Source organism: Egicoccus sp. AB-alg6-2, from assembly GCF_041821025.1.
In the GTDB taxonomy this organism is placed as follows: Bacteria; Actinomycetota; Nitriliruptoria; order Nitriliruptorales; family Nitriliruptoraceae; genus Egicoccus.
This window is the reverse complement of sequence record NZ_JBGUAY010000007.1, coordinates 52640-77540: the sequence shown is the minus strand read 5'-3', so window position 1 is coordinate 77540 and position 24901 is coordinate 52640. Positions and strand designations below refer to the sequence as shown.

Here is a 24901-nt window from a genome sequence, read left to right as displayed (position 1 = left end):
CTGGCTCACTCGTTGCGCAGCTCGAGCGCCGGAAAGAGCCGCTCGATGTCGACCGGCTGGTCGAGGAACCGTTGCTCCACCAGATACCCGACGAATGCCTCCAGCGGCACGCGGTTGGCTTCCAGGCCGTACGGCCATGGGTCGCCACCGAACACCTCATCGATCTCTTCGATGTCGGCATGCAGCCACGGCAGCGTGTAGCGCGCCGTGCCGGAGAAGCGCATCTGCTCCAGACACCAGGTCTTGGCCGCCTCGAATGCCTTGAACAGCGACTCCGACAGCCACGGATGCCGTTCCAGCAACTCCTCACGGATGACGATGGTGTGCATCATGGGGAAGATCCCCGTGTCTGCATAGAACTGGCGCTCGACCGTCCGGTAGTCCGGAAAGAGACGCCGCACGTCCGGCGACGTCGAGAACGACCGCGGCTGACGAGCCCCGAGGTAGGCGTCGATTTCGCCGGTTGCCAGCAATTCATCGAGGCTGACGTCCGCACCCACGAATTCGATGTCCAACTCACCTCGCGGGCGCAGATCCAGGACGTCGGGGGTCCTTGGCGCGTTCACGCCGCCCTCGCGCCAGGCGATCGTGCCGAGATCGACGCCGTACTGGGACGAGAGGATCCCCCGAATCCAGACGCCGGCAGTCTGGTGGTACTCCTGCACCCCGACCCGCTTGCCGGCGAGATCGAGCGGGTGCTCGATGCCCGACGCGGCATGGACGAAGATGTAGCCGTGACGGAACATCCGCGAGGGGAAGACCGGCAGCGCCACGAAAGGAAACTCGCCTCGGGTACGCAACTGCGTGTACAGCGACAACGACATCTCGGACACATCGAACGATTGCCGCTTGACCATGCGAGCGAACAGTTCGGGCGGCGATTGGATCGGCACATAGGTGAGCGCCACGCCCTCCGGCTGTACCAGGCCTTCCCGCAGCGCCTCCATGCGGTCATAGGGGCCACACGCCAACGTCACGGGAACCTTCGTGGTCATGCCTTCTCCTGACCGTGGTGTACGGCTCGTGTCGGCTCGCGCTTCGGCGTGCCCGGCCCACGCTCGAGGATGCGATCGTCGAAATCCTGATGCGTCATGCGCGATATCGCTTCGAGCTCGAGTGGATCCAGCGCGATGACGGTGTCCGTCTCGGGGTCGGTGACCAGCACGCGCACGCCGTTCGCCGTTCGATCTATCCCGAGCCAGACGGTCGCGAACTCGTTGCGCAGGACGAGATACGGCCGACCGTCGCGCTGGCGTAGGGCGACGTCGTCGGCGCCCCGGCGCCCACCGACGAGGCCGCTCAGCAATCCCACGTCGTCATCGCACATCCATGGGCCTCCCTCGCACCTCAGACGATGAATGTCAGGTTGTACTGCGGCAGCTCGCGGGCCAGGAGCCGCACGGTCTTCTCGGCGATCAGCCACTGCCCCTCGGCGCCATGCCGCAGGACATATTCGCAGCGACCGGGGAAGGATCGGACGTCACCCAGACCGACCTGTGACGGATCACCGATGCGAACCTCGTGGACCACGAGATGACACGCCACCCGCGCCCAGTCTGCCGTCGTCTCGACCACTCGGACATTGGTGATGTCGTGTTGGGTCCTCGAAGGTGGCAGTTGTGCATGGGCAGCCGTGTCCATGAGCCGGAAGACCCGCTCCTCCATTCGAGCCCGGTCGTCGAAGATCAGCGACGGTTCTCGGGCGGGATCCTCGACCCCCATCGGCAGCCAGTAGATCGCGTCGTCGGTGAAGAGTTCGAGCCACGCGTCGAACGCTCGCGCATCGAGACGTGCCGCCTCCTCGAACAGCACCGCCTCAGCGCGTTCGGTCGACAGGGCGGCCCCGGATGCCCCGTCGGAGATCACGACGGCCCCTCCCCCGAAAGCATCATTCGTCTCCACTCGCGGTAGATGGCGCGTTGTGGAGCTTCGTCGGTGGAGTGCCCGATCCGCTCGCCGTTGTCCGCGACCCGCTCGCGCTCCAGACCTCGGGAGAAGTCCAGCCAGCGTGGCACCTCGGCCTGAACACCGGTCTGATTGAGCACGAAGATCTCGATGTCGTCGGTCGCACCGAAACTGGAGGGGCCGAAGAAGCGCTCGTGCTCGCGCAGCCGCTCGGTGTTGATGGCGTCGTCGATGCCTTCGATCCGCGTCGGGATGGTGTCGACGATCGTGGACGTCGGCGAGATCGGCCGGATGACGCGAATGTGCGACTCGAAGAGATAGACGCTGGGAAAGATGAGCAGGTTGCGCTGCGTGAGGATGTCCTGGAGGCGAGCGGAACCGTGCGCCTCGACCAGGGAACGGCGGTACTCGTCACGACTCGCATAGTCGAACGTGCCCAACATGCCATCTTCGCGCTCGAGCAGGCCGTCACCGCGAGGCAGTCCCTTCGCGGAAGCGTTGCTGCCGAGCCGGTTGCGGGCCCGCACGACGTCCTGTCGTGAGCGATCGCCGGCGCGGTGCAGGATCTTGACGAACGAGTCGTGCACGTAGTTTCCGTGGTAGCCGTCCACGCCGTTCTCGAGCTGAAACTTCCAGTTGCCGGGATAGGAATACCGATGGACGCCCTCGGCGACGGACATCTGCCCGGTCGGCGACCGGTCCGCCCACTGGTCGATGTACCAGGCACTCGGGCCCAGCCGCTCCTGCAACGCCGGGGCGGCGGGGTCGAGATTCGCGAAGATGAGCCCGCGATATGCCTCGAGCCGAGGGACGGGAACCAGGTCCAGTTCGGAAGTGTCGAAGTGACTGCCGTACCCGGACTTCTGTGCCATGCCGACCAGCGTGCCGTCGTTTCGGTAGACCCAGTTGTGGTACGGACATCGGAAGTGGTTGGCGTGACCACGGTCGTCACGACAGAGGGCAGCACCGCGATGCATGCACCGGTTGAAGACCGCATGGATGCCGCCATCTTCTCCTCGGCTGAGGATGATCGGCTCGCGAGCCAACACGGCGGTGCGGTAGTCGCCTGGCTCGCGGATCTCTGACTCGTGACCGACGTACAGCCACGATCGGCGCCAAATGCGGTCCATCTCGAGCGCGAACAGGTGTGCGTCGGTGTACACCCGTCCGTCGACACGGAAGCGGTACGGCTCGTCGAGGACGAGATCGTCGAGGGGGAACGGGTCGTCGTCCTGCGACGCCTGTTGCCCCGGCACGCGGTTGTGCTCCTGCGAGCGGGTCATGCGTGCGCTTCGAGGAAGCCCGCGATCCTCGACGGTGCAGAAGTCGCGGTCTGCTCCTCGACCGGGACGTCCCAGTACTCGGCGCGCGGCAGGCACTCGTGGAGATAGTGGGCTGCGGACGTGGCGTGCGAGCCGTCGTTGCCGGGAACGACGAGTGCGGGGACGTCGAGCAGCATCAGGTCCTCGGGTTCAGGGCCGGGAACCGAGTCGCGGTCGAACATCGCGCGTGAGAGCCCGGTCACCAGTATGCGGTAGGCCTCCGGGTCGTAGTCGGCATACCGCTCCGCGAAGCCGGGATCGTTGCGGATCACGGAGACCCAGGGGCCGAGTCGGGGGTCCTTCGAGAATCCGTCCTCGCTGGAGCGAGCCAGTTCGACGACGCCTCCGAGCCCCTCCTCCTCCACGAACGCGAGGTGCCGCTCGAATCGCGCACGACTGGTCATGCGGTACCTCGCGCCCCCCGCCGGGGAGTACAGGACCATGCTGGCGACCCGAGCGGGATAGGCGACCGCGAAGGACGCCACGACCGAGCAGCCGACACAGCCTCCCATCAGGTGGGCGCGTTCGATGTCGAGGTGGTCGAGCAGGCCGCGCCCCTGCTCGACGTAGTGCGCCCAGGTGAGGCGTTCGACCCGTCCGCCGGAGCGGCCGGACTCGCGACGATCGAAGAGGATGCAGGTGTGGCGGCGCGGCAACTCGTCGAGCAGTCGAATCCGGCGGTACACCCCGAGATCTGACCAGTTGTCGGCCACCGCGTTGAAGCCCCCCGGCGAGAACATCAGCAGCGGGGGGCCTTCTCCGACCAACCGGTACTCGGTCTGGATTCCGTCGATGGTGACCGTCGGCACGAGCTGTCCCTTCGCTGCGGAGCGATTACTGCGGCGGCGTTACGGGAATGCCGCCCTTGATCTGGCGTCCCGCGCGGACATCCGCGGCGTAGGCCTGGATCGCCTCGTACGTGATCTGTGCCACGTTGGCATAGGTGTCCGCCGGCGAATCAAGATTCTTCGCGGCGTACCCGATGGCGGCATGAGCCATCCGGATACGTCCGTCGAGCCAGGGCCCCCCGCCGAAGCCGCCGAGGACGGGGATGGAGACCGCAGCCACCACCTCAGGGCCGACGACCGGTCCGGAGTTGGTGAAATTGAGCAGCGACGCACCCGCCTCCTCGAGCATCCGGGCCTGGGCGACCATCTCCTCGGTCATCTCGGGCGGGACCTGGACGTCGGCGGCCGCCTGGTAGTCGATGCCATGGCGCAGGGCGGTCTGCGGCGTAATGCCGAACTGGGCGAACACGGGTATCCCCGCGCGATCGATGGCTTCGACCGCTTCGGGAAACTCGGCCGCACCATCGAGTTTCACGATGTCCACGCCGGCCTCCTTCACGAGCCGGATGGCGGCCCGCACGGCCGCGTCCGGGCCCTCCTGGAGGGGACCGAAAGGAAAGTCACAGCTCACCAGTGCCCGCGAGACGCCGCGACGGACCGCCTGGGCCACCACGAGCAGTTGCTCCATGGTGATCTCGAGGGGATTGGCCTGTCCCCAGAGATTCACGCCCACCGTGTCGCCGACCGACACGATGTCGACCCCCGCGCGATCGACGATCCGGGCGATCTGGTAGTCCCAGGCCACCGCACACACCGCCTTGCGGCCATCGCGCTTCATCTGCTGCACGGCAGGCAGGGTGATCCGGTCCTCGGAACTCATGTCACTCACTTCTTCGGAAGACGGCCGTGGGCGGGCATGACTCAGGCGCGCAAGGCGGCCAGCACCTCCGGCAGGTCGTCCTTGTCGTTGGAGACGAGCAGCACCATGGCGTACGGCCGCAGCATCGAGACCGTGCGGTCGATCCGGCCGGCTTCACCGTTGCCGTTCGGGACGACGAGCCCGGCCGTCATGATGCCGCGTCGCGCGCAGGCGGCACCGATCATCAAGGCGGCCTCGGCATGGTCGTCCGCTGTCGCGATCATGACGGCCACGTCCGCACCGTCGAGTTCGTCGCTGAGCCGCGACTCGCGGCCGTCAGCGGTTCGCAGAACCGCGTCCACCGTCGTCCGCCCCCGCACCACCGCGTCGACGGTGAGTTCCTGGCCCTCACCCATCGGCAGTGAGGACTCGTACGTCAGGAAGTGGGCGCCGTGCCAGGGACGATCCTCGGCTGTCGCGGCGACGAGAGCCGCGGCGCCCGGATCGAGCGCGATGACACGCGTCGCGCGGGGCGCCGGCTCCGGTCCGTTGATACGGAACCGGGCCTCGGCGGCCGTCGCCGCCCGGGCGCAACTGTTGAGCAGTGTCGGGTTGCGCATGTTCACACCGACGTCTGGCGAACACCCGGTCGGACCCTGAGGTCTTCGCGGCTGCCCTCGATGAATGGCTGGTCCTCGGGAAGGACGATCGCCACGGATCGAATCTGGTGATGTGCGGGATCCACCCCGGGCGGCGTCGTGCCGTGATCACGTAGCGCCTCGGCGGCGCGGCGCAACTTCTGGCGGGCCTTGATGATGCCCGTATCCGTGGACACCAGGCGTTCCTTGGTGCGATCGACGATCGGCCCCATGCTCTCCTGCAACGAGGCATCCTGCATCGCGATGCCCTTGACCCCGGAGAACGTGTCGCCGCGCTTCTGCGCCTCACGATCCATCAGGTAGTCGTTGTCCTTGTTCTGCAGCGGACGGAAGCTTCCGGGCTCGTATTCGTTGTGCACGCCGTGTCCGTCCTTCATCGCCTGGACCTCATCGGGCGTGAGCGCGCGTACCGGGTGATAGTCGAACGTGAAGACCCAGCAGTTCTCGTCGTCGATGGGCACCCAGAAGTGGCCGTGCACGGGGTGGTCGCCACGCGGCGGGACCATGGTGAACGCGGGCATGACCCAGGGCGTGATACGCCAGTAGTAGTGACCCTCTTCGGCGTTACGGCGCGCTCCGATGAACAGGCCGCCGTCGGCGTCGACGACCTCGAAGAAGGGCCGCATGTCGTTGAGGTTGTACTCGTTGCCCTTGGCGCCCTTGAACAGGGGGTCGTTCTTCAAGCCGCCGCTGTGGAGCCAGGAGACATGGCTGGAGTCGATACCGCCTTCGAGGGCCTGGAGCCAGTTGCTCTCCTGCCAGCGCTTCGAAGTGAAGGTCTGCTCCGGCGGGACGACCGCGAACTCCCACTCCGGCAGCGGCGGTTGCGACTCGGGGTCACCCATGTAGGCCCAGAGGATGTCACCCACCTTGACGAGGGGGTAGCTGGTCAGCTTCACCTTCTCACAGAAGCCGCTCTCGGCCGGCTCCGACGGCACATCGATGCACTGCCCGGTGACGTCGTACTTCCAGCCGTGGTAGGCGCAGCGGAGGCCGTTGCCCTCGTTCTTGCCGAACCACATCGAAACCCCGCGATGGGCGCAGAACTCGTCCATCAAGCCATAGTTTCCGTCATCGTCACGGAAGGCGATCATGCGTTCCGACAGCAGCTTGACCCGCACCGGCGGGCTGCCAGGCTCGGGCAACTCCTCGGCCAGCAGGGCGGGAAGCCAATACTGGCGGAAGAGCGCGCCCATGGGCGTTCCCGGACCGGTCTGCGTCAGCAGCTCGTTGATCTCCTGCTTGAGCATCGAACGTCCTGTCTGTTCTCGCGCGTGGCCGTACGACGCGCCTCGCCCAGAGCGAACTAAAGGTAGTACCATTGTTCCACTTGCTTCCGCTCCGGTCAACCGCGCTCGACTCCCGTGGAGGAGGACGTCATGCAGGACGATCTGCGCGACCTGGTCGCCACCGGCTGCCGGGTTCTCGGATCGGAAGGCCACGGCGATCTGATCTGGGGACACGTCTCGGCGCGAGATCCCGAGGGTCGCGGCACATGGATGAAGGCGGCCACCTGGGGATTCGAGGAAGTGACCCGCGACGACGTGGTGCTCCTGACGCGCGATGGGTCGGTCATCGCCGGATCCGGTCGCCGCCATGCCGAGTTCCCCATCCATACGGAAATCCTGGCGGCACGACCCGACGTCGGCAGCGTCGTGCACACGCACGCGCCCCACGCCGTGGCCCTGGCGGCCACGGGATCACCGTTGCTGCCGATCTCCCATGAAGGCACGCTGTTCACGCCGCCCGAGGTTCCCCGGTTCGAGGAAACGGGCGACCTGATCCTGACAGCCGAACTCGGCGCACGTGTCGCCGCCACCCTCGGGGACCAGCGCGCCCTGTTCCTCGTCAACCACGGCATCGTGGCGACGGGCCGGGACGTCCCCACGGCGGTGCTCGGCGCCATCCTGCTCGAGCGGGCATGCCGAACCCAGCTGCTGGCTGTCGGCGCGGCTTCCACGCTCGCCGCCTCCGATGATGACGAGGCCCTGCGCAAGCGGGACCATTGCTACAACGACGCATTGCTCGAACAGGCATGGGACTACCTCGTCCGCCGCCTGCCCGGCGACTCCGGTTCGGCCGGCAGGCGCCCGGGCCGGCGCCCGTTCAGGCGGCGGAACGTCCGAACCTGACCTGGTGGGTCCATGCGGTGATGCCCGCGAGGAGCAGACCGCCGGCGGCGAACGCGCCGGCGAAGCCCGTGACCGCGACCATGCCACCGAAGAGCATCGGCTGGATCACCTGACCGATGCGATTCGCCGTCAGGCGCAGGCCCATGGCGAGGCCGCGCTCCGCGCGATCCGTATGCCTGGCCATCAGTTCGACGGTTACCGGCGGATTGACACCGAGCCCCAGGCTGGAGAGGACCGCGAGCGTCGCCCAGGCCCAGAACCCGTGGATGAACGGAACCAGGGTCATCGGCACGATCGCCAACCACATGCTCACGAGGAGTACGGCTCGGGCACCGAGGCGCCGCAGCAGCCAGGGCAGCGGCATGCGAATCACCAACGACGCGACCCCCATGATGGACAGGATCAGCCCAATGCGTGGAATGGACAGGCCGGCGCGTTCGAGGTAGAGCGGAAAGAACGATCCCTTGACCCCCCCGACGAACAGCGCCACGAAGCTCGACAGCAGTGTGGCCCGCACCGGACCCGAGGCCCACATGGTTTGGACACCGCTGCGGATGGAGCCGGGCGTACCTCGTGAGCTGGCCGTGACCCGCGGGGCGAGGCCGATCAACACGATCGAAATCGCGCCACAGGCGAGGTAGAACACCCCGACGGCGCCGAAACCGTGCCGGTCGTAGAGGGCCGCTCCCACGACCGGCCCGAACGCCAAGCCGCCACCCCATGCCAGGGAGAAGACGGCGAGCTGCTTGGTGAGGAAGCGGCCTCGGCCACCCGCACTCGCCATCGCTTGCAACGAGATCCACGTCGCCAGCTCGGACAAGCCGATGCCGGCGGTGAGGAAGGCCACCATGGCCGTGGTGGAAGCGCGCGCGAATCCGAGGCCGAGCAGGACCATGCCGCCGAATCCGCCCAACAGCACGCGCCGGACCCCGATGCGATCCACGAGGCGGCCGCCCGGGATGGCCAGCCCGAGCGCACTCAGGGGGAACAACGCCAGGACCACGCCGATCAGCGCTTCGTTGGCGCCGAGGTCGTCGAGTCGCAGCGGCAGCAGCGGTCGAAGTGCGTGCGCGCCGGTCCAGTACAGCAGCGTTGCGGCCGACACCAGCGCCCAACGCGACCGCAGGACGTCGAGATAGCTGACCGGCGTTTCCGCTTGATCGTCCAGTTGACGACGCATCATCCACTTCGGCAAGACCGGTGCTGAGCGGCACAACTCCGCCCGACGAGCACATTGGTACTACCATAACTCCATTGCTGAGGATCGTCTATCCCACCGCCTGCCGGAGATCTTGGCGGGGGCGCGAGCGGATCCGGTGGGCGGTGCGCTCCAGATGTTCGGCCAGCACTGCTCGCGCGCCTGCTCGGTCTCGCCGCTCGATCGCCTCGATGAGCGCGCGATGCTCGGACAGTCCCCGTGGGCCGTGCTTGGGGTCCGTCGCCCGCGCCCGGAGCAGGTTGAGCAGGATGGCGCCGTGCAACGAGTCGAACAGCAACGTCATGGCCAGGTTGTGCGCCGAGCCGGCGAGCCGGACATGGAACTCGGCGGACAGTCGGGGGTGGTAGGCGCCTGCGGCGATCGCCTCCTCGGTGCGGTCACAGATTTCGCGAAGCGCTGCGAAATCTTCCTCCGTCGCACGCTCGACCGCCAGATCGAGGATGGTCAGCTCGATCCGCGACCGCGTCTCCTCGAGCTCCCACGGCTCGACCGCCGACAGTTGCAGCATGCGACCCAGGTTCTGCCCGAGCCGGTCCGGCTGTGGCGCGGTCACGAACGCCCCGCCTCGGGCGCCCATGCGAACCTCGACGAGCCCGGTCGCTTCGAGAATGCGCAGGGCGTCGCGAACCGTCACGCGGCTGACACCGAAGCGCTCGGTCAGATCTCGCTCGGTCGGGAGCCGGTCCCCAACCTCCAGATGGCCCGACTCGATGGCAGCCTCGATCTGCTGGACGATCTCGGCGGACACGCGATTGGTGCGAACCGGTCGGAACATCCCCGAATCCACCAATGTCGTCTCCCGTTCGGCGCCGGACCCTAGCGGGCCACAGGCTCTGCAGCGTGACGCCGCCGGGCCCGGAGTTCGAACCACATTGGTATGACCTTATACAGTCATGCGGCGGAGAGGCCGGGCGAAGGCATGCCGCTGAGAAGGAGCTGAGCGTGACGAAGAGCTACCAGGTGATCATCGTGGGCGGCGGGCCCGTCGGCGTCGGTCTCGCCGTCGACCTCGGCCGGCGCGGCATCACCTGCGCCGTCATCGAGCGCCGCACCGAGTTGTCGGGCATCCCGAAGGGGCAGGGGCTCGCGCAACGAACGCTCGAGCACTTCTACTTCTGGGGTATCGCGGACGAGATCCGCGCAGCACGAGCAATGCCACCGGGCTATCCCATCGGCCAGGTGACCGTCTACGACAACCTGATGGGCGAATACTGGCACGCGCCCCCTGGCCGTGAACTGGTCCAGTCCTATTACTTCCAGGCGAACGAACGCTTGCCGCAGTACCGCACCGAGGAGGTCCTTCGACGCCGGATGGCACAGCTGCCCGAGGTCGACAGCTACATCGGTTGGACCGCGACGGACATCGAGCAACACGCCGACGGGGTGCATGTGACGATGGAACGGGGGAGTGAACGGCGGCATCTGGCCGGCGACTACGTCGCCGGCTGTGACGGCGGCCATTCGCTGGTACGCGAACAAGCGGACATCCAGAGGAGTGGAACCGACTGGGGAGAACTGGTCGCGTTGGCCGTCTTCCGCTCCCCCGAGCTGCACGCGGCGCTCGAGCGGTTTCCCGACCGGTCGACCTACCGCGTCCTGCACCCCGAGCTCGAGGGCTACTGGATGTTCTTCGGGCGCGTCGATGTCGGTGAAGAGTTCTTCTTCCACGCACCGGTGCCCCGTGGCACGGATACGAGCGACTTCGACGTCACCGGTCTGCTGCACCGCGCCGCAGGTTTTCCGTTCGATTTCGAACTCGAGCACGTCGGATTCTGGGACCTGCGCGTTCAGGTGGCACAGCGGTATCGCGCCGGTCGCGTCTTCATCGCCGGCGATGCTGCCCACACGCACCCTCCCTACGGAGGTTTCGGTCTCAACAACGGCCTCGAGGACGCGGTAAACCTCAGCTGGAAGCTGGCAGCGGTCATCGAGGGTTGGGGAGGGGACCAACTCCTCGACTCGTACAGCCTGGAGCGGCAAGCCATCTTCCGGGACGTCGGCGAGGACATCATCGGAGGCTGGATCCGCGATGACCGGGAGTTCCTGCAGCGCTACCGCCCCGACCGCGATCCCGAGGAGTTCGCCCGCAACTTCGAGGAGGTCACCAAGGGCTTCGGGAAGCGGCTGCGCAACTTCGAGCCGCACTACGAAGGCTCGCCGGTAGTCGTGGGACCACCAGACGGCGTCATCAGCGCACACGGCCACCATGCTCTCGATGCCCGCCCCGGCCATCATCTCACGCCGCAGGTCCTGTCGTCCGGCGAGAACGTCTTCGAGCGACTGGGACTGGGATTCACGTTGCTGGCGTTCGATGCCCAGGACGCCGACGTCCATGCCTTCCACGACGCCGCGCGCGCGTCGGGCGTGCCGCTCGACATCGTGCGTGACAGCTTCGCGGACGGGCGCGCCTCGTACGCGGCCCGACTGGTGCTTGTTCGTCCCGACCAGTTCGTCGTCTGGACCGGTGACACCGCGCCGGAAGAACCCGAATCCGTCCTTCGCAAGGTGACGGGCCGAAGTTGATGGCCGGTGATCGCCGGGAGGCGCCGGCCCCCTAGGATCCCGTCGTCTGCAACCCCGATGGCATGGAGAATCGAACGTGTCGAGCGCCGCCTACCAGACCGACCACCGCGTCCTGACCGACGTCCTGCCGGGTGCCCGGGTCCGCGACGTCGCGCTGTCGGTCGGGTTCGCGCTCGCCATCGCCGCCTCCGCCCAGGTGGCGTTCGCGTTGCCGGGGACCACGGTGCCCTTCACCGGACAGACCTTCGCCGTGCTCGCCGGTGCGATCGCGCTCGGACGCACCCGCGCCGCGGCCGGGTCGCTGCTCTACCTCGCCCTCGGCGTCGTCGGCCTGCCCTGGTTCGCCGGTGGCGGCCCGCACACCATCGGCTACGTGGTCGGCTTCGTGGTGGCGGCCGCGCTCGTCGGCGGCATCGTCCGGCGGACGGGATCGCGTACGCCGGTGCAGGTCGTCACCGCGATGGCGCTCGGCAATCTCGTCATCTATGCCTGCGGGGCGACCGGCCTGGCGCTCGTGCTCGGTCTCTCCCCCGCCGCCGCCGTCGCGGCCGGCGTGGTGCCGTTCCTGGCCGGTGACGCGCTCAAGCTGGTGGCCGCCGCCGCGGTCGTCCCGGCCTGCTGGAAGCTGGTCGACGCCGTCGAGCGTCGGTGACGGTCAGCGCTTCGGCATCACGATCCAGAGCACGAGGTAGGCCAGCTCGCCCGCACCGAACAGGCCGGTCAGCACGAACACCAGGCGCACCATGCCGGGGCTCCAGCCGTAGTGCTGGGCGATGCCCGAGCACACTCCGGCGAGCATGCGTCCCTGTCCGGCGCGGGGTCGATCGAGACGGCGGCTGGCCATGGGTGCTGCTCCTCGTCGCTGACGGGACCCGCGGCTGCGGATCCGGTTCACTGGTCCACCCTGCCACGTGCTCGTCGCGGCCGAACGGGGACGACGTGACCGAACGCAAGCCCTCCGGCGTCAGCTGGGAGTCGTGGATCGAGCGCCAGATCCGCCAGGCGCAGGAGCGCGGGGACTTCGACGCGCTGCCCGGGGCGGGTCGGCCGATTCCCGACCTGCACACGCCGCGCGACGAGAACTGGTGGCTCAAGAAGAAGATCGAGCGGGAGCGCATCGCGACCCTGCCCCCGGCGCTGGCGATCCGGCACGAACGCGACGAGACGATGGAGCGGGTCACCCGCGCGCGCACGGAACGCGAGGTCCGCGCGCTCGTCGAAGCACTCAACGTGCGCATCCGACGGGTGAACGCGACCGTCACGTTCGGGCCGTCGACCTCGGTGGCGGCGCTCGACGTCGACGACGTCGTGGCCGCCTGGCGCCGCGGCCACGAGCCCGCCGCACGGGGGAACGCCGACGGGAGCGTCAGCCCCGCAACGCCTCACTGATCGGCGTGTCCCCGCTCGCGAGCACGTACGTGCGTCCGATCGTGGCCGGCTCGGCGAGCGCGACGGCGACCGCCGCGGCCACGTCCTCGCGCGGGATCTTCGCGTCCCGGTCGGCCGCGAGGGCCACGTGCCCGGTCCCCGGCTCGTCGGTGAGCCCGACCGGGCGCAGGACGGTGTGGTCGAGGCCGCTGGCGACGAGTTCGTCGTCGGCGCGCCCCTTGGCACGCAGGTAGACGTCGAACACCTCGTCGCCGGGGTGGGAGGAATCGGCACCGACCGCGCTGATCATCACGTAACGCGGGACACGGGCGAACTTCGCGGCCTCGATCAGCGTCACGGCCCCGCCGAAGTCGACCGTCTCCTTGCGCTCGGCCCCGCTGCCGGGACCCGCCCCCGCGGCGAACACCACGGCGTCCGCGCCGGCGATGACCTCGGCGAGGGTGGGCGCGTCGGCCGCCTCGACGTCGCACAGGACCGGCTCGCCACCGTGTACGCGCACCGCCTCGAACTGCTCGCGCTTGCGGACGATCGAGATCGCCTCGTCGCCGTTCTGCGTCAGGATCCTGGCGAGATGGCGGGCGATCTTGCCGTGCCCTCCGACGATGGCGACACGCATGGCGGCAGCTTTCCGTTCGGGGGCGTCCGACGACGGTAACCGCGACGGTAGGCTACGGGTTCGGGCGGCACCTGGCCGCTCGACGCGACGACACCCGGGGAGCTCGGGACAGCCGGGCTGAGAGGGTGACCGCCACGCGACGCGTGCCAGACGGCACGTGACGCCTGAGCGTCACCGACCCGCGGAACCTGAGCCGGGTAATGCCGGCGGAGGGAGGTGTGACGATGCTGACCGATGCCCCGCGACCCGCGGACGGTGCCCCGGCCGACGTCGTCGTGCTCGTCGGCGGTGATCCCCTGCCGATGGAGCGCATCCCGCCGCTTCCCGACCGCGCCTTCGTCATCGCCGCCGACTCCGGGCTGCACCTGGCGGCACAGTTCGACCTTCCCGTCCACCTCGTCGTCGGCGACCTCGACTCCGTGCAGCCCGAGTACCTCGCGGAGTACCGCGCGGCGGGCGTCCCCATCCACCGGCATCCGGTGGCCAAAGACCGCACGGACCTCGCGATCGCGCTCGACGCCGCACGGCAGTTCGCCCCGGCGCGGGTGACGCTGCTCGGCGGGCACGGCGGCCGGCTCGACCACCTGCTCGGCAACGCGCTGGTGCTGGGCGCCGACGTCTACCGCGACCTGACGCTCACGGCGCAGGTGGGCGAGGCGACCATCACCGTCGTCCGTGGCGAACGCGAACTCCTGGGCCGTCGGGGCGACTACGTCAGCCTGCTGCCGGTCCAGGGCGCCGCGACCGGTATCACCACGACGGGGCTGCGGTTCGCGCTCGCCGACGAGACCCTTCCCGCGGGTTCGACCCGTGGCATCAGCAACCAGTTCACGACCGACCGGGCGACCGTGTCCGTGCGTGCCGGCGTCCTGCTGGCCGTGCAGCCCGGAAGCGCCGGACCCGACATCTGAGGAGTGCCCATGTCCCTGTCGAAGCGGTGGACGACCCCTTCCGCACGGCTGCGCCCACTGGCCGCGGTCCTGGCCGCGACCCTGGTGGCCGTCGCCTGCGGTGACGCCGATCCGGCGGTCGAGCAACCGGACGCGGTCGAGGACGAGACCGGCCCGGGCGACGACACGCCGCCGGAGGACCTTCCCGAACAGGTCACGCTCGTGCTCGTGACCCACGACTCCTTCGACGTCGAGGAAGAGGTCCTGGCCACGTTCACCGAACAGACGGGCGTCCGGGTCGACATCGCCCCGGCCGGCGACGCCGGTGCAACCGTGAACCAGGCCATCCTGACCAAGGACGCGCCGCTGGGCGACGTGCTGTTCGGGGTCGACAACACGTTCCTCTCGCGCGCGCTGGACGAGGAGTTGTTCGTCGCCTACGAGTCACCCGCACTGGCCGACGTCGACCCGCAGTTCGTGCTCGACGAGGAGCACCGCGTCACCCCGGTCGACTTCGGCGACGTGTGCCTCAACTACGACCGGGCCTGGTTCGAGGAGTCGGACCTCGAGGTGCCGGCCAGCCTGCAGGACCTGACGTCCGAGACGTACGCCGGGCTGCTCACGGTCATGAACCCCGCCACCTCCTCCCCCGGGCTCGCCTTCCTGCTCGCCACGGTCGAGGAGTTCGGCGAAGACGGCTACCTCGACTTCTGGTCCGACCTGCGCGCCAACGACGTGCTGGTGACCGACGGGTGGTCGGAGGCCTACTACGAGGAGTTCAGCGCCACCGGCGAGGGCGATCGGCCGCTCGTGGTCTCGTACGCGTCCAGCCCGCCCGCCGAGGTCTACTTCGCCGACCCGCAGCCCGACGAGCCGCCGACCGGGGTCATCGAGGCGTCGTGCTTCCGACAGGTGGAGTTCGCCGGGATCCTGCAGGGCACCGAGCACGAGGACGAGGCCCGGCTGCTGATCGACTTCCTGCTCAGCCGCGAGTTCCAGGAGAACCTGCCGCTGACCATGTTCGTGTTCCCGGTGGTCACGGACGCGCAGCTGCCCGAGGTCTTCGCCACGCACGCGGTCGTCCCCGACGACGCCTACCAGCTCGAGCCGGACGCGATCGGTGAGGGCCGCGAGGAGTGGATCGACGGCTGGACGCGCACGGTCATCCGGTGACCGTCGCGGGTCGGGCGGGACGGTGGCTGGTACTGCTCGTACCAGCGGCGTTCCTGCTGGTGTTCTTCGTGCTCCCGGTCGGCACCATCCTGCTGACCGGGCTGCGCCCCGAGGGTCGCGTCGACCTCGGGGCGCTGCCGGGCATCATCGGTGACCCGGTGGTGGCTCGGGTGGCCTGGTTCACGCTGTGGCAGGCGGCGGCGTCGACCGCGCTCACCCTGCTGGTGGGACTGCCGGGTGCCTACGTCCTGGCCCGGATGGACTTCCCCGGCCGCAACCTGCTGCGCGCCGCGATCACGGTGCCGTTCGTGCTTCCGACGGTGGTCGTCGGCTCCGCCTTCCTCGCGCTGCTCGGTCCGCGCAGTCCGCTCAACACCGCGCTCGTCGCCGTGCTGGGCGACGCCGCGCCAGCCCTCGACCTGCGCCGCACGGTCACGGCGATCCTGATCGCGCACGTGTTCTTCAACTACGCCGTGATCGTGCGCACCGTCGGCGGTCTCTGGAGCCACCTCGATCCCCGCCTCGAGGAGGCCGCCCGCACGCTGGGCGCATCGCGGTGGCAGGTGTTCCGCGAGGTGTCCTGGCCCCTGGTGCGCCCCGCCGTGTCCTCGGCCGCGGCGATCGTGTTCCTGTTCACGTTCACCTCGTTCGGCGTCGTGCTGATCCTCGGAGGGCCGGCGCGGGCGACGCTCGAGGTCGAGATCTACCGTGCCACCGTCCAGTTGCTCGACCTGCCGCTGGCGTCCGTCCTCGCCCTGCTCCAGCTCGCCGCCGTCACCGCGGCGTTGCTCGTCTACGGCCGGCTGCAGCGACGGGCCACCAGCCAGCCCCTGCGCAGTGCCGCATCGACCGCGCGGCGCGTCCGTACCCGCGGGGAACGCGCCTTCCTCGGCGCCAACCTGCTCGTGGTCGCCGTCCTGCTGCTGCTCCCGCTCGCGGTGCTGGTCGAGCGCTCGCTGGCGACGGGCGCCGGCTACGGCTTCGACCACTACGCGGCGTTGTTCGGTCCTCAGCGCAACACCGTGCTGGCCATCGCGCCCGTGGACGCCATCCGCAACTCGGTGGTGTACGGGCTCGGCGCCACGGTCGTCGCGCTCGTCGTCGGAGGCTGTGCCGCCGTCGCCGCCTCGCGGCCCGGCTGGCCGGGTCGCGCCCTCGACCGCGCGCTGATGCTGCCGCTGGGCACCTCGGCCGCCACGGTGGGATTCGGGTTCCTGCTGGCACTGGCCCGCCCGCCGCTGGACCTGCGGGGCTCGCGGCTGCTGATCCCGGCCGCGCAGGCGCTGATCGCGGTGCCGTTCGTCGTGCGGACGCTGCTGCCGGTCCTGCGTTCGATCGATCAGCGGCTGCGCGAGGCGGCCGCGACCCTCGGCGCACCGCCCCGCCGGGTCTGGCGTGAGGTCGACTTCCCCATCGTCGGGCGGGCCGCCATGGCCGCCGCGGGGTTCTCGTTCGCGATCGCCGTCGGCGAGTTCGGCGCGACGGTGTTCCTCGCGCGCGGGCAGACCCCGACCATGCCGGTGGCCATCTTCCGACTGCTGGGGCGGCCCGGCGTCACCAACTTCGGGCAGGCGATGGCGATGGCGACCATCCTCATGCTCGTCACGGCCGCCGCGATCGCCCTCATCGACCGCCTGCGCGTCGGTCAGGTGGGACGGTTCTGATGCTGACGTTGCGCGACGTGCAGGTGCGCTACGGCGACCGCCGTGCGGTCGACGGGGTCGACCTCGAGGTCGGCGAAGGGGAGATCGTCGCCGTCCTCGGACCCAGCGGGTGCGGCAAGTCGACGCTGCTGCGTGCGGTCGCCGGTCTCGAGCCGTTGACGGGGGGCCAGGTCGTCCTCGACGGCCGTCCCCTCGACGGACTGCGGCCCGACCAGCGGCCCGTCGGCCTGATGTTCCAGGACCATGCCCTGTTCCCCCACCGCGATGTCGGCGACAACGTCGGGTTCGGTCCGCGCATGCAGCGCCTGCCGCAGGAGCAGGTGCGCGCGCGGGTACGCGAAGCACTCGACCTCGTCGATCTGGCCGGCGCGGAGCGACGCGCCGTCACCGAGCTCTCGGGTGGCGAGCAGCAGCGCGTCGCGCTGGCCAGGGCGCTGGCCGTGCATCCGCGGCTGCTGATGCTCGACGAACCGCTGGGTTCGCTCGACCGTGCCCTGCGCGACCAGCTGCTGGTGCAGCTGCCCGACGTCTTCGCCCGGGTCGGGTGCGGCGTCCTCTACGTCACCCACGACCAGGACGAGGCGCTGACCCTCGCCGACCGCGTCGCGGTCATGCGCGCCGGCCGGCTCGTGCAGGTCGACCGGCCCGGCGTCCTGTGGAACCGTCCGGTGGACGAGTTCGTGGCGCGATTCCTCGGCCTGCAGCAGATCATCGACGTCGAGGTGCGTGCCGGCGAGGCCGACACCGCACTGGGGCGGCTGCCGCTGCCCGGCGCGCCGGACGGGCCCGGCCGCCTGCTCGTGCTCCCGGACGCACTGTCGGCCGGCGCGGACGGGACGTTCGGGGACGTACGCGACGGGGACATGGGGCACGGGACGGTCGACGTCGACGCGACCGTCGTGCGCCGCCGGTTCGCGGCCGACCGCAGCCTGTTGGTCGTCGCGGCCGCCGGTCGCGAGTGGGAGGTGCCGGCGCCTCGGGACGGCGACCACGTCGCTGGCGAGCACATCCAGGTGCGCCTCGACCCGCGCCGCCTGCACCTGTTCGCACCCGCTGCGAGCAGCGGGTAGGCCGCTCGCTCGCCTACCTTGGCCGCATGCAGCGCGCGACCAGCCAGGACAGGAGCCTTCCGTGCCCGACGGCGCGACGCCGACCGGACCCGCCGACGACGACCTCGTCGACCTCGCCTCGGAGCCGCACACCGGCTACGCGGCCGCACTGACGCGCCTGAACCGACTGCTGCTCGACGGTCAGCGCCTGCACGAAGTCCTGGCCGGGGTCGTGGAGGGCGTCCGACTCGCCGTACCCTCGCTGGCGGCCGTGAGCGTCACCACCATCGGCGAGGACGGCACCTACACCACCGCCGTCGCCACCGACCAACACGCCATCGCGGTCGACCAGGTCGAGTACGACCTGCACCTCGGCCCCTGTGTCCTGGCGCTGGAGACCGGTGAGGACCAGTTCGTCGACGACGTCCGCACCGACACGCGTTGGGGTCCGTTCAACGACAAGGCCCGCGAAGAGGGGTTCCTGAGCGCCGCCGGGATCGCCCTCAACGCCAATGGCCGCACCTACGGCGCACTCAACCTCTTCTCCGACGAGTCGGCCGGCATCGGTCCCGACACCCGTCGGCTGTGCAACCGTCTCGCGCCGTCGTTGGCCGCCACCCTCGCCAACGCGCGGGCCCACCTCGCCGCAGAACGCCTGTCCGAGCAGCTGCAGCAGCAGTTGGAGGCCATCGCGGTGCTGCACCAGGCCGTCGGGGTCCTGATGGCCGAGCGGGGTTGCGATCCGGAGACGGCCGGCGCGCTGCTCGAGCGCGCCGCCGAGGCGACCAATCGCACCGTCCGTGACGTCGCGACCCAGATCGTCGGCAGCGTCGCGGACAGCTCCGCGTAGGGGCGCCGAGGTCAGGTCTGCGCGGCGGCCTCGCGCTGCCGCTGACGGGCGTGCTCTGCACCCAGGGCGATCGGTGCCGCGACGGCCTCGTCGGGGATCGCGAACGCGTCGACCAGCAGTTCGGCGAAGGGACGCAGCTGCGTGCACAGTCCGTTCACCGCCGCCGTGATGGCCTTCGACCGCTGGGCGTTGAACCGCCCGTGCTCGAGGAACCAACCGCGCTCCGTCTCGATGGTGGCCAGGGCGTGCAGGTCGCAGAGCCGGTCGAGCAGCGCCGCCACCTCGGCGTCCTCGCACGCGTCGACGGAGGCCGCGAAACGCTCGAGAACGACGCGGTCGACGTGGGCCCGGGCGGCCAGCAGCACGTGGTCCTGGACCTCGTTGAAGACGTCGAAGGCGTCGCGACCCGCGTCGACGCCGGCCTTGAGGCGCCGGGCGACGCCGGCCATGACGTGCTGTTCGCGCCACGCGAGCGTCTGCAGCTGCCACGCGCGGTCGTGCAGGTCGGTGTCCTCGTCACGGCTGACGATCCCGGTGATCGACTGCCACACCTGGCGGGCGGCGGTGCGCTCGACCAGCGTCTCGACCACCTGGTCGGCGACGAAACGGACGGTGCCGAGGGTGTCGAGCGACCCGAAGTCGTCGCGGTAGTCGGTCAACAGCCCCTTGGCCACCAGTTGCAGCAGGACGGTGTTGTCGCCCTCGAAGGTGGTGAAGATGTCGGTGTCGGCCTTCAGCTCCGTGAGGCGGTTCTCGGACAGATAGCCGTTGCCACCGCAGGCCTCGCGACAGACCTGGATGGTGTTGCTGGCGTGCCACGTGGTCGCGGTCTTGATGCCGGCGGCCAACGCCTCGAGCTCGCGCCGGTCGGGCAGCTCGTCGGCGGCGACGTCGACGTCGAACGACTCGTGCAGCAGGTGCAGCAGGTGCTGCTGCGCGGCGTGCAGCGCATAGGTGTGGGCCAGCAGCGGCAGCAGGCGGCGCTGATGCTGCCGGAAGTCGAACAACACGACCTCGCGCTCGGTGTCGGGTGCCTTGAACTGGCGTCGGACACCGGCGTAGCGGACCGCGATGGTCATCGCCGTCTTCGCCGCCGACAGGCCGGAGCCGGAGATGCTCGCGCGGCCGGTGACCAGCGTGCCGAGCATCGTGAAGAACCGACGGGTGGCGTTCTCGATCGGGCTGGCGTACGTGCCGTCCTCATCGACGTGACCGAAGCGGTCGAGCAGGTTCTCGCGCGGGACGCGAACCCCGTGGAAGCTCAGTCGGCCGTTGTCGACGCCGTTGAGGCCGCCCTTGTGGCCGCAGTCCTCGATCGTCACGCCCGGCAGCGGCTGGTGATCCTCGTCGCGGATCGGCACCAGGAAGCAGTGCACGCCATGGGACGCACCCTTCGTGACGAGCTGGGCGAACACCGCGGCCATCCTCCCGTCGCGGGCGGCGTTGCCGATGTAGTCCTTGCGCGCGTCCTCGTCAGGGGTGTCGATCACCCACTCCTGCGCGTCGACGTCGAAGGTCGCGGTGGTCCGCAACGACTGCACGTCGGAGCCGTGCCCGGTCTCGGTCATGGCGAAGCAGCCGGGCAGGTCGAGGGTGATGATGTCGGGGAGGTAGGTCGCGCGGTGGTCGTCGTTGCCGAGTTGCATGATCGCGCCGCCGAACAGCCCCCACTGCACCCCGGCCTTGACCAGCAGCGACAGGTCGCCGTGGGCGAGCACCTCGAAGGACGTCAGGGCGCCGCCGAGGTCGCCACCACCGCCGTACTCCTCGGGGAAGAGCAGGCGTGGACCGTCGGTCTTCGCGAGGTGGTGCGCCTGCTCGAGGGTGCGTTCGCGATGCTCCTCCATGGTCAACCCCGGGCGCGGATGCAGCAACGGGTGTCGCAGCTCGTCGCGCGTGCGGGCGCGGACGTCGGCCCAGCGGCCGTCGAGGTGGGCCTGCACCCGCTCGGCGGTCACGCCGTCCGGGTCGAGCTCGGGCAGGTGCTCGGTGGCGCTCATCGAAGGTCCTCCGGGGCGTCGAGGGTGCCGGTCAGGAACAGGCAGCGGCCGGATCGGTCGTGCAGGCGGAAGCGCGCCGCGGTGCCGTCGCGTTCGACGCGCAGCGCGACCGTCGACGGCAGCGGCAGGGGTTGCTTGAAAGCGACCTGCAGATCGGCCGGGCCGGCGATGCGGTCGGCGACGGCGGCGACCGAACGCGCCGCGGTCCACATGCCGTGGGCGATGGGACGCGAGAAGCCGCCGAGGCGGGCGGTCACGGGCCACAGGTGGATCGGGTTTCGGTCACCGGAGACGGCGCCGTAGCGCCGGCCGAGGTCCCCGGGCAGGCGCCAGGTCGCGGTGGCCGGTCCGTTGGTCGCAGCCGCACGATCGGCACCGCCCTCGCCTGCGTCGGCGGTGGGGGCACCGTCCGGCGGGAGCGCGTCCGACGGCGCGCCGTTCCCGCCGCGCCGCAGGTACGTGCTGGTGCCCGTCCACACCGCGCGCCCGTCCCGCGCGAACTCGGCGACGACGTCGAACTGGCGTCCTCTGCGGTGCGGCCGCAGTGCCGTTGCCCGCACCTGCACGTCGAGGTGGTCGCCGACCCGGACGGCCGACGTCTGCTGGATCCGCTGGGCGACGTGGACCAGCCCGGGAAGGGCGAAGGGGAAGTCGTCGGCGACCATGAGGTGGATGGCCAGCGGAAACGCCAGCACGTGTGGATAGGTCAGCGGCACCTCGTCGGCGAGGCCGAACCCACAGACGCGCGCATAGGCGGCCACCTCGTCCGGGCCGACCTCGACGTCGCCCACCTCGACCGAGCGGCCGGGCAGCACATCGGACGGTCGGCCTGGCAACGGCGGCGGCACGAGGGCGCGGAGCGATCGGGCGTAGAGGCGACCGAGCGACGGCACGGCGGGAAGTTCGATGGGGGCGTCGGTGTCCTGGTCGGCGGCGGTGCGGCGCACGTCAGGCTCCCAGCAGGCTCTGGCCGCAGACACGCACGACCTGCCCGTTGACGGCTCCCGAGCGGACGTCGGCGAGCCAGGACACGGCCTCGGCGACGTCGACGGGACGCCCGCCCTGCCCGAGGCTGCTCATGCGGCGGCCCGCCTCGCGTACGCCGACCGGCATCCGCGCCGTCATCGCGGTCTCGATGAACCCCGGCGCGACGGCGTTGATCGTCGCGGCGCGACCGGCCAGCTCGTCCGCGAGCGCTTCGACGCGACCGATGACGCCGGCCTTGCTGGTGCCGTAGTTGGTCTGGCCCCGGTTGCCGGCGATCCCACCGATCGACGACACGCCGATGACGCGACCGTGGGGCCGCAGCAGGTCCGCCTCCAGCAGGGCCTCGTCCAGGCGTTCCTGGCTCGAGAGGTTGACGTCGAGCACCTGGTCCCAGCGCTCGTCGTCCATGCCGGCCAGCGTCTTGTCGCGGGTGATGCCGGCGTTGTGCACGACGACGTCGATGCCCGGCCCGCCCCCGGCCCCGGCCTCGGCGAACTGACGCCCACGGAGGTGGTCGACCAGCGTGGCCGGCGCGGACGCGGCGGTGACGTCGAGGTGCAGGGTGCTGCCGCCGACGTGGTTGGCGACGCGTGCCAGCGCCTCGCCCTGGGCGGGGATGTCGACGCAGATGACATGCGCCCCGTCCCGAGCGAGTACGGCCGCCATCGAGGCCCCGATTCCCTGGGCCGCACCGGTCACCAGCGCGACCCGACCGGCGTGCGGCCGGGCGGGGTCGACGAGCTCGACCGGTGACTCGTCGGTGGGCCGCAGCGTCACCACCTGGCCGGCGACGAACGCCGACTTCGCCGACAGCAGGAAGGCGAGCGTGGACGCCGCCCGGTCCTCGGCGCCCCGCGCGATGCGCACCAGGTTGCAGGTCGAACCCTGCCGGAGCTCCTTGCCGAGCGAACGGGTGAAGCCCTCGATGGCCCGCTGGGCGGTCCGCGTCCGGGCGTCGCCCTCGTCGGTGGCGGCAGCGAGCACGATCAGGCGGGCGCTCGGGCCGGTCCGGCGGACCACCGCGTGGAAGAACTGGTACAGCTCGCGCAGGCGTCCGCTGTCGTCGATGCCGCTGGCGTCGAAGACCAGTGCGCCGTAGGGGTTGGCGCTGTCGTCGACCGTGCGCCGCACGTCGGCCTCCGCGGCCTCCAACACCCCGAGAGCGGCAGGCAGCAGCCGCCCACCCTTGGCCTCGCCGACGAGCGCCAGACCCTCGATCAGCGATTGTCCCGGCTCGTAGCGGCGCAAGGGTTCGGGGACCGGCAGGCTGAACGCGTCGGCCACCTGACGGCCGAGTGGGGAGGTCACGAGTTGCTGGTAGCGGTCGGGCACGGGACGGCTCCTTCATGGCGTTGCAAGGCCGGACAGGGGCGGGACGGCTCGGGCTACTTCTCGAGGATGGCGACGACGCCGTTGCCACCGGCGGCGCAGATCGAGATCAGCGCCCGACCACCGCCACGCTCGTGCAGCAGCTTCGCGGCGGTGGCGACGATCCGGCCGCCCGTCGCGGCGAAGGGATGGCCCGCGGCCAACGACGAGCCGGTCACGTTGAGCTGGTCGCGGTCGATCGCGCCGAGCGCCTCGTCGCGTCCGAGCCGCTCCTTGCAGAACTGCTCGTCCTCCCACGCGGCGAGCGTCGCGAGCACCGTGGAGGCGAAGGCTTCGTGGATCTCGTAGACGTCGAAGTCCTGCAGCCGCAGCCCCGCCTTGTCCAGCATGCGTGGAACCGCGTGGACCGGCGCCGTCAGCAGGCCCTCGGCCGGGCTGCCGTCGGGTCCGCCGTGGACATGGTCGACGGCTGCGGTCTCGGCGTGGGTGAGGTGGGCCAGCACCGGCAGCCCCTGGGCCGCGGCCCAGTCGTCGCTGCCGAGCAGCACGGCCGAGGCGCCGTCGGACAGGGGCGTCGAGTTGCCGGCGGTCATGGTGGCGGCGTCTCCGAGGTCGCGGCCGAACACCGGCTTCAGCCTGGCGAGGTCGTCGAGGGAGCTGTCGGGGCGCAGATTCTGGTCCCGCTGCAGGCCGAGGAACGGGGTCACGAGGTCGTCGAGGAAACCGCGGTCGTAGGCGGCGGCGAGGTGGTGATGGCTGGCGAGCGCGAGGGCGTCCTGCGCCTCGCGCGTGATGCCCCACTCCGCTGCGGTGATCGCGGCGTGCTCGCCCATCGACAACCCGGTCCGGGGTTCGACGTTCTGGGGCATCTCCGGCAGCAGGTGGCCCGGGCGGAAGCCGGCCACGATCCTCAGCCGCTCCTGCACCGTCCGGGCGGCGTTGAGGCGGATGAGCAGTCGCCGCAGGTCGTCCCCGACCGCCAGCGGGGCGTCGCTGGTCGTGTCGGTGCCCCCGGCGATACCCCAGTCGATCTGGTGCAGCGCGATCCGGTTGGCGACGTTGACGACGGCCTGCAGGCCGGTGCCGCACGCCATCTGGACGTCGTACGCCGGCGTCGCGCGGTCCAGTGACGACCCGAGCACGACCTCGCGGGTCAGGTTGAAGTCGCGGCTGTGCTTGAGCACGGCCCCCGCGACCACCTCCCCGGCACGCTGCCCCTGCAATGCGAAGCGGGCGACCAGCCCCTCGATGGCGGCCGACAGCAGGTCGCTGTTGCTCGCCTGCGCGTAGGGGCCGTTCTGCCGCGCGAACGGCGTGCGGTTGCCGCCCAGGACGGCGGCGGGGCGGGCCTGCATGGGGACTCCTTCGAGCAGTGCGCCATCGGACGAGGCGCAGGGACCGACGTTCACGTCGAGCAACGAGCCGGCATCGGCACGGTCACGCACCGCTGTTGCGTCGCGGTCGAGCGGTCGCGGACCGATTGGTACGCAAGAGTCTCACCACCGCAGCACGGCCCCGCCCGCCCGCGGCCCGAGCGAGCGGCCCCC

The 24901-nt window shown here is 70.1% G+C and carries 25 protein-coding genes and 1 riboswitch; of the genes, 9 read left to right on the top strand and 16 right to left on the bottom strand.

The window, feature by feature from the left end; translation table 11 throughout:
- Positions 1-5: 5 nt before the first annotated feature.
- Genes ACERMF_RS14015 through ACERMF_RS13980 form a run of 8 tightly spaced genes read right to left on the bottom strand, consistent with a single transcriptional unit; the run spans position 6 to position 6783 of the window.
- Entirely contained in the window at positions 6-995 is a 990-nt protein-coding gene (locus ACERMF_RS14015) for a PhnD/SsuA/transferrin family substrate-binding protein (protein WP_373669733.1), read from the bottom strand.
- The gene (locus ACERMF_RS14010; RefSeq protein ID WP_373669732.1) at positions 992-1327 is read right to left on the bottom strand and encodes a hypothetical protein; all 336 of its coding nucleotides are present in this window, start codon (positions 1325-1327) and stop codon (positions 992-994) included. Before ACERMF_RS14010 ends, ACERMF_RS14015 begins: the two co-directional genes overlap by 4 nt.
- A 20-nt stretch (positions 1328-1347) precedes the next feature.
- Complete coding sequence (locus tag ACERMF_RS14005; protein WP_373669731.1) at positions 1348-1866, bottom strand: aromatic-ring-hydroxylating dioxygenase subunit beta; 519 nt, start codon at positions 1864-1866, stop codon at positions 1348-1350.
- Positions 1863-3188, bottom strand: a complete 1326-nt coding sequence (locus ACERMF_RS14000; RefSeq protein ID WP_373669730.1) for an aromatic ring-hydroxylating dioxygenase subunit alpha — start codon at positions 3186-3188, stop codon at positions 1863-1865. The genes ACERMF_RS14005 and ACERMF_RS14000 overlap by 4 nt, the downstream gene beginning before the upstream one ends.
- The gene (locus ACERMF_RS13995; RefSeq protein ID WP_373669729.1) at positions 3185-4036 is read right to left on the bottom strand and encodes an alpha/beta fold hydrolase; all 852 of its coding nucleotides are present in this window, start codon (positions 4034-4036) and stop codon (positions 3185-3187) included. Before ACERMF_RS13995 ends, ACERMF_RS14000 begins: the two co-directional genes overlap by 4 nt.
- 25 nt (positions 4037-4061) lie before the next feature.
- Positions 4062-4895, bottom strand: coding sequence for a 3-methyl-2-oxobutanoate hydroxymethyltransferase (locus ACERMF_RS13990; protein ID WP_373669728.1), 834 nt, complete (start codon positions 4893-4895; stop codon positions 4062-4064).
- Positions 4896-4936: 41 nt separating this feature from the next.
- Positions 4937-5494, bottom strand: coding sequence for a 3-methyl-2-oxobutanoate hydroxymethyltransferase (locus ACERMF_RS13985; RefSeq protein ID WP_373669727.1), 558 nt, complete (start codon positions 5492-5494; stop codon positions 4937-4939).
- 2 nt (positions 5495-5496) lie between these two features.
- On the bottom strand, positions 5497-6783 hold the full coding sequence (locus ACERMF_RS13980; RefSeq protein ID WP_373669726.1) for a Rieske 2Fe-2S domain-containing protein: 1287 nt from the start codon (positions 6781-6783) through the stop codon (positions 5497-5499).
- Between the two features lie 129 nt (positions 6784-6912).
- On the opposite strand from ACERMF_RS13980, the gene ACERMF_RS13975 reads away from it, so the two are divergent.
- Entirely contained in the window at positions 6913-7665 is a 753-nt protein-coding gene (locus tag ACERMF_RS13975) for a class II aldolase/adducin family protein (protein ID WP_373669725.1), read from the top strand.
- On the opposite strand, the gene ACERMF_RS13970 is transcribed toward ACERMF_RS13975, so the two are convergent.
- Positions 7640-8845 carry an MFS transporter gene (locus ACERMF_RS13970; protein ID WP_373669724.1) on the bottom strand — a complete coding sequence of 402 codons (1206 nt, stop codon included), beginning with the start codon at positions 8843-8845 and terminating at the stop codon, positions 7640-7642. The two genes, ACERMF_RS13975 and ACERMF_RS13970, sit on opposite strands and share 26 nt — an antisense overlap.
- Positions 8846-8933: 88 nt before the next feature.
- Complete coding sequence (locus ACERMF_RS13965) at positions 8934-9659, bottom strand: FadR/GntR family transcriptional regulator (protein ID WP_373669723.1); 726 nt, start codon at positions 9657-9659, stop codon at positions 8934-8936.
- 167 nt (positions 9660-9826) lie between these two features.
- On the opposite strand from ACERMF_RS13965, the gene ACERMF_RS13960 reads away from it, so the two are divergent.
- Positions 9827-11407 carry an FAD-dependent monooxygenase gene (locus ACERMF_RS13960; RefSeq protein ID WP_373669722.1) on the top strand — a complete coding sequence of 527 codons (1581 nt, stop codon included), beginning with the start codon at positions 9827-9829 and terminating at the stop codon, positions 11405-11407.
- A 76-nt stretch (positions 11408-11483) separates the two neighbouring features.
- Complete coding sequence (locus ACERMF_RS13955) at positions 11484-12059, top strand: biotin transporter BioY (RefSeq protein ID WP_373669721.1); 576 nt, start codon at positions 11484-11486, stop codon at positions 12057-12059.
- Between the two features lie 3 nt (positions 12060-12062).
- Here ACERMF_RS13955 and ACERMF_RS13950 read toward each other — a convergent pair whose 3' ends face one another.
- Positions 12063-12251 (bottom strand): PspC domain-containing protein, encoded by a 189-nt coding sequence (locus ACERMF_RS13950; RefSeq protein WP_373669720.1) that lies wholly within the window; start codon positions 12249-12251, stop codon positions 12063-12065.
- Between the two features lie 95 nt (positions 12252-12346).
- Between ACERMF_RS13950 and ACERMF_RS13945 the strand changes: the two genes are divergently transcribed.
- Complete coding sequence (locus ACERMF_RS13945; RefSeq protein ID WP_373669719.1) at positions 12347-12796, top strand: DUF1992 domain-containing protein; 450 nt, start codon at positions 12347-12349, stop codon at positions 12794-12796.
- Here ACERMF_RS13945 and ACERMF_RS13940 read toward each other — a convergent pair.
- Positions 12774-13412 carry an SDR family oxidoreductase gene (locus tag ACERMF_RS13940; protein ID WP_373669718.1) on the bottom strand — a complete coding sequence of 213 codons (639 nt, stop codon included), beginning with the start codon at positions 13410-13412 and terminating at the stop codon, positions 12774-12776. The two genes, ACERMF_RS13945 and ACERMF_RS13940, sit on opposite strands and share 23 nt — an antisense overlap.
- Positions 13413-13497: 85 nt before the next feature.
- Positions 13498-13644, top strand: a riboswitch (TPP riboswitch).
- Between ACERMF_RS13940 and ACERMF_RS13935 the strand changes: the two genes are divergently transcribed.
- From ACERMF_RS13935 to ACERMF_RS13915, 5 genes are all read left to right on the top strand, one after another.
- Positions 13637-14323, top strand: coding sequence for a thiamine diphosphokinase (locus ACERMF_RS13935; protein WP_373669717.1), 687 nt, complete (start codon positions 13637-13639; stop codon positions 14321-14323). Its footprint overlaps the riboswitch before it by 8 nt.
- Positions 14324-14332: 9 nt before the next feature.
- Complete coding sequence (locus ACERMF_RS13930) at positions 14333-15475, top strand: thiamine ABC transporter substrate binding subunit (RefSeq protein ID WP_373669716.1); 1143 nt, start codon at positions 14333-14335, stop codon at positions 15473-15475.
- A gap of 32 nt (positions 15476-15507) precedes the next feature.
- Positions 15508-17139: an ABC transporter permease gene (locus ACERMF_RS13925; protein WP_373669912.1), complete on the top strand. Its 1632-nt coding sequence runs from the start codon at positions 15508-15510 to the stop codon at positions 17137-17139.
- On the top strand, positions 17139-18209 hold the full coding sequence (locus ACERMF_RS13920) for an ABC transporter ATP-binding protein (protein ID WP_373669715.1): 1071 nt from the start codon (positions 17139-17141) through the stop codon (positions 18207-18209). Before ACERMF_RS13925 ends, ACERMF_RS13920 begins: the two co-directional genes overlap by 1 nt.
- 61 nt (positions 18210-18270) lie before the next feature.
- Positions 18271-19038, top strand: a complete 768-nt coding sequence (locus ACERMF_RS13915) for an ANTAR domain-containing protein (protein WP_373669714.1) — start codon at positions 18271-18273, stop codon at positions 19036-19038.
- An 11-nt stretch (positions 19039-19049) separates the two neighbouring features.
- Here ACERMF_RS13915 and ACERMF_RS13910 read toward each other — a convergent pair whose 3' ends face one another.
- From ACERMF_RS13910 to ACERMF_RS13895, 4 genes are read right to left on the bottom strand one after another with little or no spacing between them, the layout of a single operon-like run.
- A complete protein-coding gene (locus tag ACERMF_RS13910; protein ID WP_373669713.1) occupies positions 19050-21038 on the bottom strand; it encodes an acyl-CoA dehydrogenase in 1989 nt (662 codons plus the stop codon).
- Positions 21035-21985: a MaoC family dehydratase gene (locus tag ACERMF_RS13905; protein ID WP_373669712.1), complete on the bottom strand. Its 951-nt coding sequence runs from the start codon at positions 21983-21985 to the stop codon at positions 21035-21037. Before ACERMF_RS13905 ends, ACERMF_RS13910 begins: the two co-directional genes overlap by 4 nt.
- A 1-nt stretch (position 21986) precedes the next feature.
- The gene (locus tag ACERMF_RS13900; RefSeq protein WP_373669711.1) at positions 21987-23357 is read right to left on the bottom strand and encodes a 3-oxoacyl-ACP reductase; all 1371 of its coding nucleotides are present in this window, start codon (positions 23355-23357) and stop codon (positions 21987-21989) included.
- A 53-nt stretch (positions 23358-23410) separates the two neighbouring features.
- The gene (locus ACERMF_RS13895) at positions 23411-24709 is read right to left on the bottom strand and encodes an acetyl-CoA C-acetyltransferase (protein ID WP_373669710.1); all 1299 of its coding nucleotides are present in this window, start codon (positions 24707-24709) and stop codon (positions 23411-23413) included.
- Positions 24710-24901: the final 192 nt, after the last annotated feature.